This is a genomic window from Paenibacillus jepli (assembly GCF_047238105.1).
Lineage (GTDB): Bacteria > Bacillota > Bacilli > Paenibacillales > Paenibacillaceae > Paenibacillus_D.
This window is the reverse complement of the sequence record NZ_JBDFMD010000002.1, coordinates 76,713-91,382: the sequence shown is the minus strand read 5'-3', so window position 1 is coordinate 91,382 and position 14,670 is coordinate 76,713. Positions and strand designations below refer to the sequence as shown.

The 14,670-nt window shown below is 44.8% G+C and carries 14 protein-coding genes; 3 read left to right on the top strand and 11 right to left on the bottom strand.

Annotated features, from left to right (window positions below; translation table 11 throughout):
* Positions 1–27: 27 nt before the first annotated feature.
* The 3 genes from ABC336_RS31825 to ABC336_RS31815 all read right to left on the bottom strand — a co-directional run bounded on the left by ABC336_RS31825 (position 28) and on the right by ABC336_RS31815 (position 5,290).
* Positions 28–2,163, bottom strand: coding sequence for a heavy metal translocating P-type ATPase (locus ABC336_RS31825; protein ID WP_413242752.1), 2,136 nt, complete (start codon positions 2,161–2,163; stop codon positions 28–30).
* 192 nt (positions 2,164–2,355) lie between these two features.
* Complete coding sequence (locus tag ABC336_RS31820) at positions 2,356–4,944, bottom strand: heavy metal translocating P-type ATPase (protein WP_413242751.1); 2,589 nt, start codon at positions 4,942–4,944, stop codon at positions 2,356–2,358.
* Positions 4,922–5,290, bottom strand: a complete 369-nt coding sequence (locus tag ABC336_RS31815) for an ArsR/SmtB family transcription factor (protein ID WP_413242770.1) — start codon at positions 5,288–5,290, stop codon at positions 4,922–4,924. The genes ABC336_RS31820 and ABC336_RS31815 overlap by 23 nt, the downstream gene beginning before the upstream one ends.
* Positions 5,291–5,543: 253 nt before the next feature.
* Here ABC336_RS31815 and ABC336_RS31810 point away from each other — a divergent pair, with 253 nt between their 5' ends.
* Genes ABC336_RS31810 through ABC336_RS31800 form a run of 3 tightly spaced genes read left to right on the top strand, consistent with a single transcriptional unit; the run spans position 5,544 to position 8,040 of the window.
* Complete coding sequence (locus tag ABC336_RS31810) at positions 5,544–6,278, top strand: metal ABC transporter ATP-binding protein (RefSeq protein WP_413242769.1); 735 nt, start codon at positions 5,544–5,546, stop codon at positions 6,276–6,278.
* A gap of 2 nt (positions 6,279–6,280) precedes the next feature.
* Positions 6,281–7,123, top strand: a complete 843-nt coding sequence (locus ABC336_RS31805) for an iron chelate uptake ABC transporter family permease subunit (protein WP_413242750.1) — start codon at positions 6,281–6,283, stop codon at positions 7,121–7,123.
* Positions 7,120–8,040 carry a metal ABC transporter substrate-binding protein gene (locus tag ABC336_RS31800; protein ID WP_413242749.1) on the top strand — a complete coding sequence of 307 codons (921 nt, stop codon included), beginning with the start codon at positions 7,120–7,122 and terminating at the stop codon, positions 8,038–8,040. Before ABC336_RS31805 ends, ABC336_RS31800 begins: the two co-directional genes overlap by 4 nt.
* Before the next feature lie 100 nt (positions 8,041–8,140).
* On the opposite strand, the gene ABC336_RS31795 is transcribed toward ABC336_RS31800, so the two are convergent.
* From ABC336_RS31795 to ABC336_RS31760, 8 genes are all read right to left on the bottom strand, one after another.
* A complete protein-coding gene (locus ABC336_RS31795) occupies positions 8,141–8,848 on the bottom strand; it encodes a cytochrome c biogenesis CcdA family protein (RefSeq protein WP_413242768.1) in 708 nt (235 codons plus the stop codon).
* Positions 8,849–8,919: 71 nt separating this feature from the next.
* A complete protein-coding gene (gene lspA, locus ABC336_RS31790; protein WP_413242748.1) occupies positions 8,920–9,378 on the bottom strand; it encodes a signal peptidase II in 459 nt (152 codons plus the stop codon).
* Between the two features lie 82 nt (positions 9,379–9,460).
* A complete protein-coding gene (locus ABC336_RS31785) occupies positions 9,461–10,177 on the bottom strand; it encodes a response regulator transcription factor (RefSeq protein ID WP_413242747.1) in 717 nt (238 codons plus the stop codon).
* 327 nt (positions 10,178–10,504) lie between these two features.
* Complete coding sequence (locus ABC336_RS31780) at positions 10,505–11,440, bottom strand: F510_1955 family glycosylhydrolase (protein WP_413242746.1); 936 nt, start codon at positions 11,438–11,440, stop codon at positions 10,505–10,507.
* A 96-nt stretch (positions 11,441–11,536) separates the two neighbouring features.
* The gene (locus ABC336_RS31775; RefSeq protein ID WP_413242745.1) at positions 11,537–12,112 is read right to left on the bottom strand and encodes a YdhK family protein; all 576 of its coding nucleotides are present in this window, start codon (positions 12,110–12,112) and stop codon (positions 11,537–11,539) included.
* A gap of 157 nt (positions 12,113–12,269) precedes the next feature.
* The gene (locus ABC336_RS31770; protein ID WP_413242744.1) at positions 12,270–12,731 is read right to left on the bottom strand and encodes a C40 family peptidase; all 462 of its coding nucleotides are present in this window, start codon (positions 12,729–12,731) and stop codon (positions 12,270–12,272) included.
* Positions 12,732–12,900: 169 nt separating this feature from the next.
* Positions 12,901–13,974 (bottom strand): sensor histidine kinase, encoded by a 1,074-nt coding sequence (locus ABC336_RS31765; protein WP_413242743.1) that lies wholly within the window; start codon positions 13,972–13,974, stop codon positions 12,901–12,903.
* On the bottom strand, positions 13,971–14,663 hold the full coding sequence (locus ABC336_RS31760) for a response regulator transcription factor (protein WP_413242742.1): 693 nt from the start codon (positions 14,661–14,663) through the stop codon (positions 13,971–13,973). Before ABC336_RS31760 ends, ABC336_RS31765 begins: the two co-directional genes overlap by 4 nt.
* Between the last annotated feature and the right edge of the window lie 7 nt (positions 14,664–14,670).

Genomic DNA, 14,670 nt, shown 5'->3' with positions numbered 1-14,670 from the left:
CAAATGCGTTCTTCGGAAGCCCTAGCTTTAGAGACCCGCTTTCGTTTTCAAGACACGCATTGCATTAACGACCGCCAGGACAGTAACGCCGACATCTGCGAATACCGCTTCCCACATCGATGCGACTCCGAAGGCACCCAATACGAGAAATAACCCTTTGACGCCCATGGCGAACATAATGTTCTGCCATACGATACGTCTGGTTCTTTTTGCAATCTGGATCGCTGAAGCCAGCTTGGATGGCTCATCCGTCATGATTACAATGTCCGCCGCTTCGATCGCTGCATCTGACCCCAGACCGCCCATCGCTATTCCGACATCCGCTCTAGCCAATACCGGCGTATCGTTGATTCCATCGCCAACGAAAGCAATCTTTTCTTTTTTGTTTTTCTGAAGGTCGAGTTTTTCGATCTCTTCTACCTTATGTTGCGGCAGCAGCTCGGCGTGAACCTCATCAATCCCGAGCTCCTGACCGACTTTGTCGCCCACAGCCTTTAAATCGCCGGTCAGCATGACGGACTTGCGGATGCCCAGCAACTTCAAAGCTTTAATCGCTTTTGCAGAATCGGGTTTGATTTCATCTGAGATGACTAGATACCCGGCATATTCACGATCAATTGCCACATACACAATGGTCCCTAGCTCATAAGAGGCGGCGAAGGAAATATTCTCCTGCTGCATGAGCTTTCTATTACCGGCCAACACTTCTTTTCCTTCCAGCTGAACCTGGATGCCGTGTCCGGAAACTTCATTGTATGCTGTAATTTTATTCTCATCCAGCTCTTCTCCATAGGCCGTACGGATCGACTGAGCAATCGGGTGATTGGAATGCATTTCGGCATAGGCGGCAAGCCGTAGTAGCTCGTCTTTGCTCATCTCGTTCTCGGGATGAATGCCGGTAACCGTGAACACCCCTTTGGTCAGCGTTCCGGTTTTGTCGAATACGACATACTTGACATCATTGAGTGCTTCAAGATAATTGCTGCCTTTGACAAGAATACCGTTGCGTGATGACGCCCCAATCCCACCGAAGAAACCGAGCGGTATGGACACAACAAGCGCACATGGACAGGAAATAACAAGAAAGACCAATGCCCGGTAAATCCAATCCGAAAAAGTAGCGGCTTCGAAGAGCAGCGGCGGAACAATTGCCATCAACGCGGCGATAATGACAACCACCGGCGTATAAACCCTTGCGAACTTTGTGATGAAATTTTCGGTCGGCGCTTTTTTACTGCTTGCGTTTTCGACCAGGTCCAAAATTTTAGATACAGTCGATTCGCCAAAGCCTTTCGTCACTTCAACTGTCAGTACGCCATTTTTGTTGATAAAACCGCTCAGCACGTCCTGACCCGGTTCGGCATCGCGAGGCACGGATTCTCCTGTTAGTGCAGAGGTATCCATCGCGGAGTACCCTTCCACTACTCTCCCATCAAGAGGAACGCGTTCTCCTGGCTTAATGACGATGAGCTGACCGACTTGCACGTCTTCAGGGTTAACCCGTTTTGTATCGTTTCCCGTCTTCAGGTTGGCATAGTCCGGTCTGATATCCATCAGTTCGCTGATGGATTTTCTCGACCGGTTGACAGCAATGCTCTGGAACAGCTCGCCCACTTGATAAAACAGCATGACTGCCACGCCTTCAGGATATTGTTGAATGGTAAAGGCACCGATTGTGGCAATACTCATCAAGAAATTTTCGTCGAATACTCTGCCGCGAGATATATTTCTGACTGATCGAAGCAAAATATCGCCGCCAATAATCAGATAGGCTGCAAGAAAAATGACGAGCTCCAGAGCTCCATCGAGCGGCCCCCACACGCCGGTAGCGAAAAATAAGGAACCAATAATCAAGCGGAAGACCATTTTTTTAGTACCGGTTGCGCCATGATCATGATTGTCAGCCGATGATTTGCGGTCCCCTTTGTGAATCATTTCAATATGCGGCTCCAGCTCTTTGATTCTTCGGCTTGCTTGATCAATAAGTTCACTCTCTTGGTCCTTTGGCATTTGCATGGTTAATGTCTTTGTGGCAAAACTAACCGAACAGTCTTCAACGCCATTCATTTTCTTAAGGTTGCTTTCAATCTTCATGGCGCAATTCGAGCAGTCCAGCCCCTCCAAGACGAATGAGCGCTCGACTGATTTTGAGGATGCTTCCATAATCAAACCACCATTCATTTATAAATATGATCACTTGTTCATGTATTTGATTATATCTTTATATTTTCCTATCGTCAATTCCCCAAATGGCTTTGCTTTAGTATGGGACCGTTTCATGCTCGATATACGAAAATGTGTTTAATAAAACAAATAACAGCCAAGAATCCTGCTTCTTGGCTGTTATTAATAATTTTAGCTGCGAACACGCAGTAAACGCATACTATTAAGAATAACGATTAACGCAGCGCCGGTATCGCTTATAACGGCGAGCCACAGCGTGAGAATATCCGGAAAAATCAGGATAAGCGCAACTGCTTTAATGATTAGCGAAAACCAAATGTTCTGTTTGATAATGCGCAGCGCCTTTTTGCTCAGCTTCACGGTGTGCGGCAGTTTCTCCAGATTATCGGCCATCAACACGATATCAGCAGTCTCCATCGCCGTATCTGTGCCTGCTCCTCCCATGGCAATACCCAGATTCGCAGTTGCAAGAGCCGGTGCATCGTTGATCCCGTCCCCCACCATGGCCACAAGATGACCTTCTCCTTGGAGCTGCTTGACGGCCTCAACTTTATCTTCGGGAAGCAAGTCAGCGAAGTACCGGGTGACCCCGGTCTGTGAAGCGACCGTCCGAGCTGTACCCTTGTTATCACCGGTCAGCATCACGATGTCCTTCACTCCGGTACGTTTCAAGGTATCAAGCGTGCCGGCTGAAGTAGCGCGTACGGTATCGGCTACCGCTATGACCCCGGCGATTTTGTGCTGGGTGCCTATGATGACAATCGTATGCCCATCCTCTTGGAGCGTGGATAGCCGAGATTCAACAGCCGACAGATCTGCGCCAAGCTCTCGAAATAGCTTCGCATTACCTGCGTAGTATTCCTCATCGTCAACACTTGCGACGACACCCTTTCCGACAAGATTTTTGAAGGTATCACCTTGCTTTGCACCAATTCCCTGCTGGTCTGCAAAGGCGACTACAGCTTTGGCAATCGGATGGGTAGAATAGGCTTCAAGCGTTCTGGCGATGGACAGCAGCTCTTTCTCGTTCGCTTCAAGAGGAATCACCTGCGTAACCTTCGGCTTCCCTTCAGTCAAGGTGCCTGTTTTGTCGAAAGCGATGGCGGATATACGGCCAGCAACTTCCAGAAAGGCACCGCCTTTGATTAAGACGCCATTGCGAGCGGCATTGCCGATGGCCGAGACGATCGCTACGGGTGTAGAAATAACCAAGGCGCATGGACATGCGACAACGAGCAGTTCCAATCCTCTGTAGAACCAATCTCCCCACGTACCGAATCCCAACAAAGGTGGAAGTACCATCACAAGCAAGGCAAATACAAAAACAATGGGCGTGTAAATGCGTGCAAATTTGTCAACGAAAGCTTCCGTAGGGGCTTTTTGCTCTTGCGCTTCTTCGACAAGATAAATGATTTTGGCCAGTGTCGTATCCTCAGCCAGCTTGGTTACGCGAATCGTCAGAGAACCATGCTCATTGATTGTTCCGGCATAAACCGAATCGCCTGGCTGCTTGTCGACGGGAATGGATTCCCCAGTAATCGGCGCCTGATTGATGCTGGACTCCCCATCGATAATCTCGCCGTCCAACGGAATTTTGTCGCCGGGTCTAATGACGATCAATTGACCTACGGACACGAATTCTACGTCAGTCTCTACCAGCTGCTCCCCTTTTTTCACCAAGGCAACTGGTGGTGCGAGATCAATCAGGCTCCGGATGGAATTTCTCGTTTTTTCAATCGATCTTGTTTGAAGCGCGTTGCCCAGCGAGAACAACCACACAACGGTCGCGCCCTCAAACCATTCTCCGATCAATACAGCCCCAATGACCGCCACTGTCATTAACACATTCATATCGAGCGATCGGCTCTGAACGGCGTAAAAGGCACTTCTAGCCGGTTTGTATCCGCCGATTACGATTGAGAGTGCATAGAGGAACGTCATCAGCGCGGGTTCCATGCCAGTAAACGATCCCCCAAAGCCAGCAAGCAAGAAAATGCCAGCGAGGATAACAGTATTCATCCCGGACTTTTGAGGCTTGATTTCTCTTGCTTGGCGTTTGGAAAGTAAAGAAGCCTCGAAGCCAATTTTCTTAACCTCCGCCACAATGTTATCTACCGGATTATCGTGATCAATCGTCATTTTTCCGGAAGAGAAATTGACGCTTACACTTCGTACGTCCGGAAACTGTTGCAGGTGATTTTCAATGGTTAATGCGCAGGAGCTGCAATCCATTCCTTCTACCCGATAAGTTCGAGATTTGGCATTACTCTCAAGTCTGTCGAGCCCATAGCCCAGTTTTTTCACGGTTTCCTGAAGTGGTTCAAGGATGGAGTCATCTAGTGAATACACTTGCATCTTACCTGTACTGTAGTGGACGCGAACCGAAGACACGCCAGCTATTTGTTTGACGGCTTTTTCGATGGTTGTCGCGCAAGCCGAGCAATCCATACCATGGACAAGAAATTCATGTTTTGGGTTGGTGTCTTTACCTGCCTCCGGATTAGCACTTGACTCGAGAGGGTTTTCCGTTTGACAGCAGGCATCCTCGCAGGAAGACGATGGCTTTACTTCTAGCATCGTGAACGGCTTTTTTATTTTGGCCTGAACCGGTTCTTGGCTGCAACATCCATCCTTACATGTCGAGTCGGCCTCAGGTGCCGTTAACAATGTCAGTTCGCGTTTGAACGAAGGCTTTGCTTGATCCGTGTTGCAGCATGAATCAGATTGACATTGCCCTTTATCTTGCTTTTGCTCCTTCATTCGCCTGTCTCCTTTGTGATGCTGAGCAGCAGTCCCATTCGTTATTTTTATCGCAAGCCGCGACTTCCTGCTCCACTTGATAAAACACCGCATCCATAACGGATAACAATTGCGCAATTTGCTCATTTCTCAAACTATAGTAAACGTATTTCCCATCCTGTCTGGAAGAGATAATTCCGCATCCCCTCAAACAAGCCAGGTGTTGAGAGATATTGGATTGATTGGCCTGCAAGTCCTGAACGATTTGGGAAACTGTTTTTTCTTGCGTTTTTATACAGTCTAGGATTTGGAGTCTTGTTTTGTCCCCGAAGCCGCGTATGAATTTTGCTTTTACATCACAGGCCATGAATTCCAACGATTCTTACCTCCGATCCAACATATGATTAAACTCTAATATGTCTAATATATTAGTCACCTCTAATTTGTGTGTCAAATATATTTTTATTTTGGGTAGTACTTGACAGAAATCCTAAAGCGGATTTATAGTTAGCTCAAAATGTTTCCCTAGGTAAAAACTTTGGCCTGTACCCATAACAATTTGCCACAAGAAACTTAAATCACTGCTTTACGATATGAGAAAAAGAGGCGATCAAGTGATGATTCAAGTGAGAAATCTTAATGTTGATTACTTTGGTAACCCTGCTCTGCAGGACATTGATATTGACATCCCACTCGGTTACTCAATCGGTATTATTGGACCGAACGGAGCAGGTAAATCCACCTTTATTAAAGCATTGCTCGGCGTAATCAAGAAACGAACCGGATCCATACTGGTCAACGGTTCTGATATCGTACGATCAAAAAAAAGTATTGCTTACGTTCCTCAGAAGAGTGAAGTCGATCTTACGTTCCCGATTACGGTTCGGGATACGATTCTGACAGGTACCTATCCTAAGCTCAAACCTTTTCATATCCCCGGCAAAAAAGAGAAGGACCTTGTCGATCAATGCATGGAAATGGTAGATATCGGAAATCTTGCGAAGAAACAAATCAGTAATCTATCGGGGGGGCAGCTTCAACGAGTTTTTATAGCCCGAGCTCTTTCCCAACAGGCAGACATTTTCTTTCTTGATGAACCGTTCGTAGGAATTGATTTGGTCAGCGAGAAAATTATTGTTGATCTGCTCAAAAAACTTCGAAAAGACGGGAAAACCATTCTTATCGTCCATCATGACCTGCATGAGGTCGAAGAGTATTTTGATAAAGTGTTGATTCTTAATAAACGATTGGTCGCGTTCGGTGAGGTTACAACCACCTTTACCAGTCAAAATATTCAGTCGGCCTATGGCTCCTCTTTAGGCAAGGTGCAAATTAAAGGATTGGGAGATGCTTAAGCATGATTGATTCGCTAGCGATCGCATTGAATGTGCCCGTATACGCGCTGAATGCAGGGTTATCCGCTATTATCCTAGGTGTTGTATCGGGGGTATTAGGAAGCTTTATCGTGCTCCGAAAAATGTCTTTGATGGGTGATGCATTGTCTCATGCCGTTTTGCCTGGCGTAGCTCTTTCATACATCCTGGGAATTAACCTCCTCCTGGGGGCTTCCTTATTTGGTTTATTAGCCGCCATTTTAATTCAATTTATAACGAATCGCAGCACAATTAAAAGCGACACGTCCATTGGCATTATTTTAAGTTCGTTTTTTGCACTTGGCATTGTTTTGATTACATTTGCTCAAAGTGGGTTGGATCTCACACACATTTTATTTGGCAATATTTTGGCCGTGCCCAAATCAGAATTAATGCAGTCGTTTATTATCATGCTCGTCGTTATTGCCGTCGTAGGCTTATTTTACAAGGAACTTTTAATCAGCTCATTTGACCCCGTAGTCTCAAAAGCATACGGCTTAAAGACCAATTTTTATCATTATCTTTTAATGATGCTCCTGTCCGTTGTAACGGTTTCCTCCCTTTCTCAGGTCGGTATCGTACTGGTTATCGCGATGCTGGTGATACCAGCCGCTACCTCCTATCTATGGACCAATAAATTGCTACACATGATTATGTTGGCTGCGTTTTATGGAGCATTGTCAGGTGTCACAGGCGTATTAGTCAGCTTCAATTACAATTTGCCGACAAGTGCAACGATCGTACTCGTAGGTGTAACTGGTTTCGGGATTTCTTTTATCATTTCGCCCAAAAATAATTTTTTCAAGAAAGGATTAAAAACACAATGAAAAATAAAACGGTGTGGTTCATCACAATGAGTATGCTGTTTTTATCCGCTTGCTCGAACGGTAACAACAGCACGGAATCCTCAGAGGGCAAATTAAAAATCGTGGCAACCTATTCGATTATTGCTGATATGGTGGAAAATATCGCTGGTGAGAATGCAGACGTCTATAGCATGGTGCCGATTGGTACAGACCCTCACATGTATGATCCGTTGCCGCAGGATACACAAAAAGTATCCGAAGCTGACCTGGTGTTCTACAACGGCCTTAATCTCGAAACCGGGAAAGGGTGGTTTCAGAACCTGTTAGAAGTAACAAATAAAAAAGAGGTCGCCTTTATGGTATCTGAAGAAGTGTCACCGATGTACCTAAGTGAGGAAGGAAAAGAATCAGAAGAGGATCCGCATGCTTGGCTTGACATTCAAAATGGGATTAAATATGTAGATGTCATCACTAAGCAACTGATTGAAGCTGATCCGGACAACACAGCTTACTATCAGCAGAATCAGGCGGATTACGTTGCACAGCTTGAAGAGACTGATCAATATGCTAAAGATGTCATTCAGAGCATACCTGAAGAAAAGCGTATTTTAGTAACCAGTGAAGGAGCTTTTAAGTACTTTGCAAAAGCCTATGGCTTTGAAGCCGCTTATATCTGGGAAATCAATACGGATAGTCAGGGTACTCCAGAACAAATGAATAGCATTATTAATATCATTAAGAACAATGATATCCCTGCCTTATTCGTGGAGACAAGTGTTAACCCTAAAACCATGGAGACTGTTTCTAATGAAACAGGTGTACCTATCCATTCAACCATTTTTACGGATTCATTGGCCAAAAAAGGTGAGGAAGGCGATACCTATATAAGTATGATTAAGTGGAATATAGATAAAGTGATGGAAGGCCTTTCTTCATAAAAAGGTAATCTGTGAATAAATAGATGCGTTCCAACGGTTTCTCTCGGAGCGCATCTTTGAACATTTTCCACAGGCAGAAAACGATTATTTTACTAGAATCTCAGCCTATCCACGAAGGCGCAAACTGGTTCAGCCATACGCTAAGGCGAAACATCTGGTCAGTAAACAATAGAATGCCCATCAGAATCATCACACCGCCGCCAATCTTCATAATGGTTGACGAATATTTCAGAATCCACCGGGTAGAGCCGATAAAAAACGCCAATACGAAAAACGGTATTGCAAAACCAAGGGCATAAGCAGTGGTCAACTCAAACCAGGTGCCTGGATTCGTAGCGGCCAGCAACAGTATAGCGCTGAGTATAGGTCCTACGCATGGTGACCAACCAGCCGAAAAACCAATGCCGAAGATCACAGAACCCAAATAGCTTTTTTTACCGAGCTGCACACCAATCTTCCGTTCCTTCATCAAAAACTTCGGCTGAAAGAAGCCGATCAGCACTAACCCCAGGATAACAATCATAATCGCCGAGATCTGCCGGATCAGCTGCTCATAATCCCTGAAAAAGTCGCCGAATGCACTCGTGCCATAGCTGAGCGTGTAGAAGACGATACAAAAGCCGATCATGAAGAAAAAGGTATGTACCATCGTGCGTATCCGAACCTCTCGAGTACGCCGTTCAGCTTTGAGATCCGCAACCGAAATGCCAGTAATATAGGAAAGATAAGATGGGTAGAGCGGTAAACAGCAAGGGGAGATGAACGAAAGGAACCCAGCCCCTAAGGCCAGCCAAATATTCAAATCCACAGGTAAATCCTCTCCTTCTATTTTAATAATAGCATCAAGACTTAATGTTTGGTTCTGCAACTCAGTTCGTGTCAGCTCCCCTCCATTCTTGATCCCATTATTGTGGCCAGCATAATGATAATGACACCGATCACGATAAAGATATCCGCTATATTAAAGATGGGGTAATTAATCCACTGAAAATCAAACATATCGACAACTTCTCCTCTAAATGCACGGTCAACAAAATTTCCCGATGCCCCGCCTATCACACACGCTAAGCCATATGATAAAAACTTTTTCTCTTGATGAACGCGCCGAAGAAAGATAGCCATCCCGATGATGACGATTGTAGTAAAAACAAGAAAAAATACCCGTTGATTTTGAAGAATGCCAAATGCCGCTCCCTTGTTCCGATGAGAAGTGAGGTGAAAGACGTCCGGTAATATTGGAATACTATCTCCTAATTTCATATAGTTAACAACTATCCATTTACTCAACTGATCAATCCCTAAAGCAAAAAAAGATAGTATAAAGTAATATCGCAACATCAAATTAGCCTCCGAGTTAACTCGATATAGATCCAAATTAATATACTATGTTTTGTAGTTTAATAATGCAAAATAAAAAGCCCTATTCAGGTAACTTTAACTTATAGCCGACGCCCCAAACGGTCATTATCATTTCAGCTGCGTCCGGAGAAACTCTTCCCAGTTTTTCTCGCAATCGCTTTACGTGTGTATCTACTGTCCGCGGATCCCCAATGTAGTCATATTTCCAGACTTCCTTCATCAATTCTTCTCGCGTACTTATCCTGTTTGGCACGCGGGCTAAGAAATGCAATAAATCAAATTCCATTGGCGTCAAGTTCACCTCGTACCCCTCTGCTTTAACTCGGTGTGCATCACGATCTATAACCAGGTGAGGAAAGATAATATTATCTTCATCCTTGTTTAATTTGGCCTGATAAGCGGTTACTGTCGCGCGGCTTAGAATGGCTTTAATCCGATATATGACTTCACGAGGACTAAAGGGCTTAGTGACATAATCATCCGCTCCTGCCTCAAATCCCTGGATGCGATTTATTTCCTCATTTTTTGCTGTGAGCATGATGACAGGCGTCCTCTTGACTTGTCTTAACCTGTAGCACACATCATTACCGTCAAGGCCGGGGAGCATGACATCAAGCAGAATCAAATCAATGTCGCATTCAATCGCCATTTGGAGCGCAGAATGACCGTCTGTTGCCTCCACGATTGAAAATCCTTCCTTCTCAAGATACATTCTGAGTAACTGTCGTATACGATCCTCGTCTTCGACGATTAGAATACGAGCAGTATTTATAATCATAGATTACACACCTCCTAAAAGATTCAAAGTGGCACCAAATCAATGGTAACATATGAGTACATGCTCATTCAATTAGGTCAAACCGAATTAAATGTGACAAGCCTGGGTTTTGGTACAAGCCCCCAAGCTATAAGCTGCTTTCGGTACACCTATCGGAGGCAGCTTATTTAGTCATCGTTGCGGCCAGTGTTGGTCGTAAAATTGAATATGCGGACAATTTGAGATTACTTGGTCTTTCTGTTTGAATGGATCGTAAGCTTGTTCACATAGTTATTTTATTAGTACTGGTCAACAGCCCCAAGGAAAACCTTGGAGCTGCATTTTTTATTATTCACTTGGGTGGTTTAGTGGTTGCCCTTGATTGGCGATCTTCATCCACGTAGCCCCCTGATCCTTGGAGAGATATACATCGCGACTAAAGGTAGTAAACACCAGCTCCTTTGCATCAATGGGACTGATGGCGATATAAGATGGTGCCTCCTCGATTAAATCCGGGATGTTTAATTCTTCTTCAAGTGCATTTCCAGACAACATTTTGAATATAACGCCCTCGTCTTCTTGATAGCTTCCGACATACAATTGACCGTCTAAGCTATACGAGATGGCTGTTACGGGAATGTCTGCAATTTTTTCAAACTGGTTGCCGTAATCGCTGGACACATATAAGGCTTCTTCCGTACCTACCGCGACAATCGCATCATCAGACGGGTGTACAGCAAGGGCAATCGGTTCTTCCGTCAGTCCATTCATTTCGCTTTGCATCCAATTCTCTGCTTCATCCTGTGTATAATACAAACCGATTGTTTCCAGCCTTACATTCGGTTCCGGATTGAAAACATAGATTGAATTGCTCATATACGAAGCGCTTAACAGATGGAAATCAATTTCCCCATATAAATCAAGATGCTCCAAGGTCTGCCCTTCATCAGTACTCTTTACGATACCAAGCGGATTTTTCAAATCTGAATCTAAGGACGGATGTCCGCTGCTGTAAAACCCACCGTCGACCATCGCGAAACCCATGTAATCATGTTTGTCTCCAGGAACTTCATCCCATGTTCCCTGAGAAAACATTTTCAATCCGTCATGAGCCGGAATATAAATCTGTTGCCCATCTGAAGTATAGCCTATGCCATGAATGTGGGGCAGGATAACAGGCTCATTCTCCTTACCTTGCGTGGAACATCCGGCTAAAAAAAGAGTGATCAGTACGATGAAGAATGTCCATTTCCGTATAACAAAATCATTTCTCGCTTGAACCATATGTCCTTTCAATTCCTCTCTTTGTTTTAACTTTCACCAATATTAAAAAACCATAAAAACACCCCACCTAGCGAGTGTTTTATGGTTTTCATTTTTCTATGGTAATGCCAACTCATCTTCCGTTACCCACTTATGGTTTTTCACTTCTTCCCCGGTTGTCGTTAAAATGAAATCAACCATGTAGGCCTCCGTTTGATCTGCGGAATCGATCGTCGCTGTAGCGCCTTCCATGCCGCTCATATGGTCAGCCTCCAGAATCACTTCATCGCCGGGCTTGAACGGTTCGCTGCCTGCATCTTTGATTTCTTCATGGACAACCCACTTATGATCCGTTACCCGTTCACCGCCGGTTGTAGGGGTGTAAGAAACAGTGTATACTGTCGTGTCATAAGCACCTACAATCGTAGCTACCGCATCTTTCATGCCGCTCATATGCGCATCTGTAATGACCGCCTCGCTTCCCACAGGGAAAGTCGGATTGGAGGCTTCTTGCAACCCTTCCGGAACCTCGCCTGAACTGGAATGATCCATGTCGGCATGACCGTTATGCCCACCATTTTGCATCCCATTGTTTACATTGTTCGGTTCATTTCCTACGTTGTTATTCGCATTACCGCATGCACTTAAGACCAATGTGGCCACGATACTTAGTAAAACCAACATTTTTTTCATTTCCTGTCGCTCCTTTATCGGAATGGATCTCTCAACTTCCAAAGTGTCCCCTAATTTTTTCTCATCATACAATGTGACTTCGCTTTATTATATCGTCCCCCTTCCCAATGAGAAGTGAGGACTGAAATTTCCCCAATAGGCTTGTCCAATTCTTGGACTAAATAAACTTACTCATTGATTTTTCTGCCACTGGACGCCGGGCGCTTACATACGTTTTAGCCCAATAACTTTGAGACAGGTTGCTAACAGTGACGCCTTTACTACTGGAGGAGTGCGCAAACTTTCCATCGCCGATATAAATTCCCGCGTGAGAGATTCCTTTGCCCGTAATATCAAAAAATACAAGGTCTCCTGGCTTTAAGTTCTTTTTAGCAACTGCAGAACCTACTTGAGCCTGTGTTTTAGATGTTCTTGGCAGTTCCACGTCAAACTGTTTGTAGATGTAGAGTATAAAACCGGAACAATCAAATCCTTTGGTGGTAGTACCACCCCACTTATATGGCGTTCCTTCTACTTCATTTACCGCTTTTGATAGCTTGCTCGTGCCAGCAGATACGGTCTCGAAACTAAACATAAAAAATATCACAACACTTAACACGGATAAAATAACTTTTTTCACTATTGTTCTCCTTTCGATGCCTGTGAGGCTAACCTTGGGGTTCCAGTGAATTCTCTCTAAGATTCATTATCGCTCCCTCTTCTATGCCCCATAAAATTTTTCGTCACCCTTTCATAGTTTGCTACATGCCTAATCTACCGTACACTTTTGAAGAACTTGTGTAGATCCATTAAATGATTTTGGGAAGTTGAATCGTAACGGTTGTTCCCTGCTCGCTTTCTACTTGAATAGATCCGCCATGAGCAGCAATGAGTTGTTTCACAATGGTTAAACCGAGTCCACTTCCCCCGGTTCTTCGGCTTCGTGATTTGTCTGTCCGGTAAAAACGCTCAAACACGTTTGGTAGGTCTTCCGGAGGAATCCCAACCCCCGAATCTTTTACCGCAATTTGAATTGTCGCATTTTCTTCTCCTGCCCAGATATACACTTCGCCATGATTGGGTGTAAATTTAAGCGAATTGCTTAGCAAATTCACCAAAACCTGAATCATCCGGTCATGATCAATGAAAACCCGAATATCTGGATCGACTGAATAATCCAAACGAATATGTTTCTCCCGATATGACGCATCGACTAGATGGACAGCCCGTTTAATGACCTCAACAAGGCGAACTTCCTTTCGCACTAATTGAAAACCAGGTGATTCAAGCTGGGTTAAATCCTCCAGTTCGGCGACCAATTCGGTTAAGCGCTCAATTTCTTCATAACAGGTATGAATGCGTGCCTGGGTCGGCTCCCAAATGCCGTCTTCAAGCGCCCGCATGTGGCTTTTCAGAGTTGTCAACGGCGTTCGCAATTCATGGGCAATATTTTCCGTCATCGTCACGCGTAGCTGTTCCTGGTGCTGTAGCTGCGCCGCCAAAGTATTGATGGATGCTCCCAACTCGGTCATTTCGTCTTTGCCAGAAAGAGAAACACGGGCATGCCACTGGCCAACTGTCATCTCTTCGGCCACATGCTTCATATGTACGAGTGGGGACGAGATCCGCTTCGCTACATAAAAACCAAGCACGATCGCCAGTACAATGGCCACCAAACAAGTCCAGAGAATCGTTTGCAATAGGGCTAACTCCAAATGGTAATTCAGCTCGATTAATTCATGATCCATGACAGTCGCTTGCGTTTGATACATCTGAAAATGATAGTGTGTAGTGAAAATAAGAATCACACTTGAAACGAGAACAATACCCGCAGCGATTCCTATAATAATGAATGCAAACCTCGTATAGAGTCTCCGATTCATGACGTTCCACCTGTAAATCGGTATCCGAAACCGTATACAGTCACAACATAAACCGGATTCTTCGGGTCGCTTTCAATTTTGTGGCGGAGATTTTTCACATGCTGGTCAATCGTACGGATATCGCCTCCAAAATCATGACCCAAAACGCGCTCAATCAGCTCGTCCCTTGAAAAGCATCGTTGTGGATATTTGGCCAGTAAAAGCAAAATTTTGTACTCGTTGGGTGTCAAGTTCACCAGCTCATCTGCGCGAAAGACTTGTTGCTTCAGGGAATCAATCATCAATTCGCCTTGATTAAACGATAAACGGTCGGCTAGCAGCACATCATCATCTGATCGCCGTAATATCGTTCGAACCCTTGCTACGACCTCTCTCGGGTCAAAAGGCTTTATAACATAATCGTCCGCACCTACCGCTAATCCTTCAATGCGATTACTTTGAGATACTTTAGCTGTGAGCATAAGGATGGGAACGGAATGAATTTCCCGGATGGCCTGACATACTTCTTCACCCTCCATATCGGGTAGCATTAAATCCAGAATCACAAAATCCACCGGTTGACTGCGGACACACTGAAGAGCTTCCTCCCCTGTCTCCACGTCAATCGTCCGGAATCCTTCGTTTTGTAAATAGGATCGGATAACCTCGCGAATATTTGCTTCGTCATCAACAATTAAGATGGTTTTCATGACGATC

What these genes read in the sequence shown, in the direction of transcription:
- ABC336_RS31825 (WP_413242752.1), bottom strand. Translation starts at nt 2,163, where the DNA reads ATGGAAGCATCCTCAAAATCAGTCGAGCGCTCATTCGTCTTGGAGGGG.
- ABC336_RS31820 (WP_413242751.1), bottom strand. Translation starts at nt 4,944, where the DNA reads ATGAAGGAGCAAAAGCAAGATAAAGGGCAATGTCAATCTGATTCATGC.
- ABC336_RS31815 (WP_413242770.1), bottom strand. Translation starts at nt 5,290, where the DNA reads ATGGCCTGTGATGTAAAAGCAAAATTCATACGCGGCTTCGGGGACAAA.
- ABC336_RS31805 (WP_413242750.1), top strand. Translation starts at nt 6,281, where the DNA reads ATGATTGATTCGCTAGCGATCGCATTGAATGTGCCCGTATACGCGCTG.
- ABC336_RS31800 (WP_413242749.1), top strand. Translation starts at nt 7,120, where the DNA reads ATGAAAAATAAAACGGTGTGGTTCATCACAATGAGTATGCTGTTTTTA.
- lspA (WP_413242748.1), bottom strand. Translation starts at nt 9,378, where the DNA reads ATGTTGCGATATTACTTTATACTATCTTTTTTTGCTTTAGGGATTGAT.
- ABC336_RS31785 (WP_413242747.1), bottom strand. Translation starts at nt 10,177, where the DNA reads ATGATTATAAATACTGCTCGTATTCTAATCGTCGAAGACGAGGATCGT.
- ABC336_RS31780 (WP_413242746.1), bottom strand. Translation starts at nt 11,440, where the DNA reads ATGGTTCAAGCGAGAAATGATTTTGTTATACGGAAATGGACATTCTTC.
- ABC336_RS31775 (WP_413242745.1), bottom strand. Translation starts at nt 12,112, where the DNA reads ATGAAAAAAATGTTGGTTTTACTAAGTATCGTGGCCACATTGGTCTTA.
- ABC336_RS31765 (WP_413242743.1), bottom strand. Translation starts at nt 13,974, where the DNA reads ATGAATCGGAGACTCTATACGAGGTTTGCATTCATTATTATAGGAATC.
- ABC336_RS31760 (WP_413242742.1), bottom strand. Translation starts at nt 14,663, where the DNA reads ATGAAAACCATCTTAATTGTTGATGACGAAGCAAATATTCGCGAGGTT.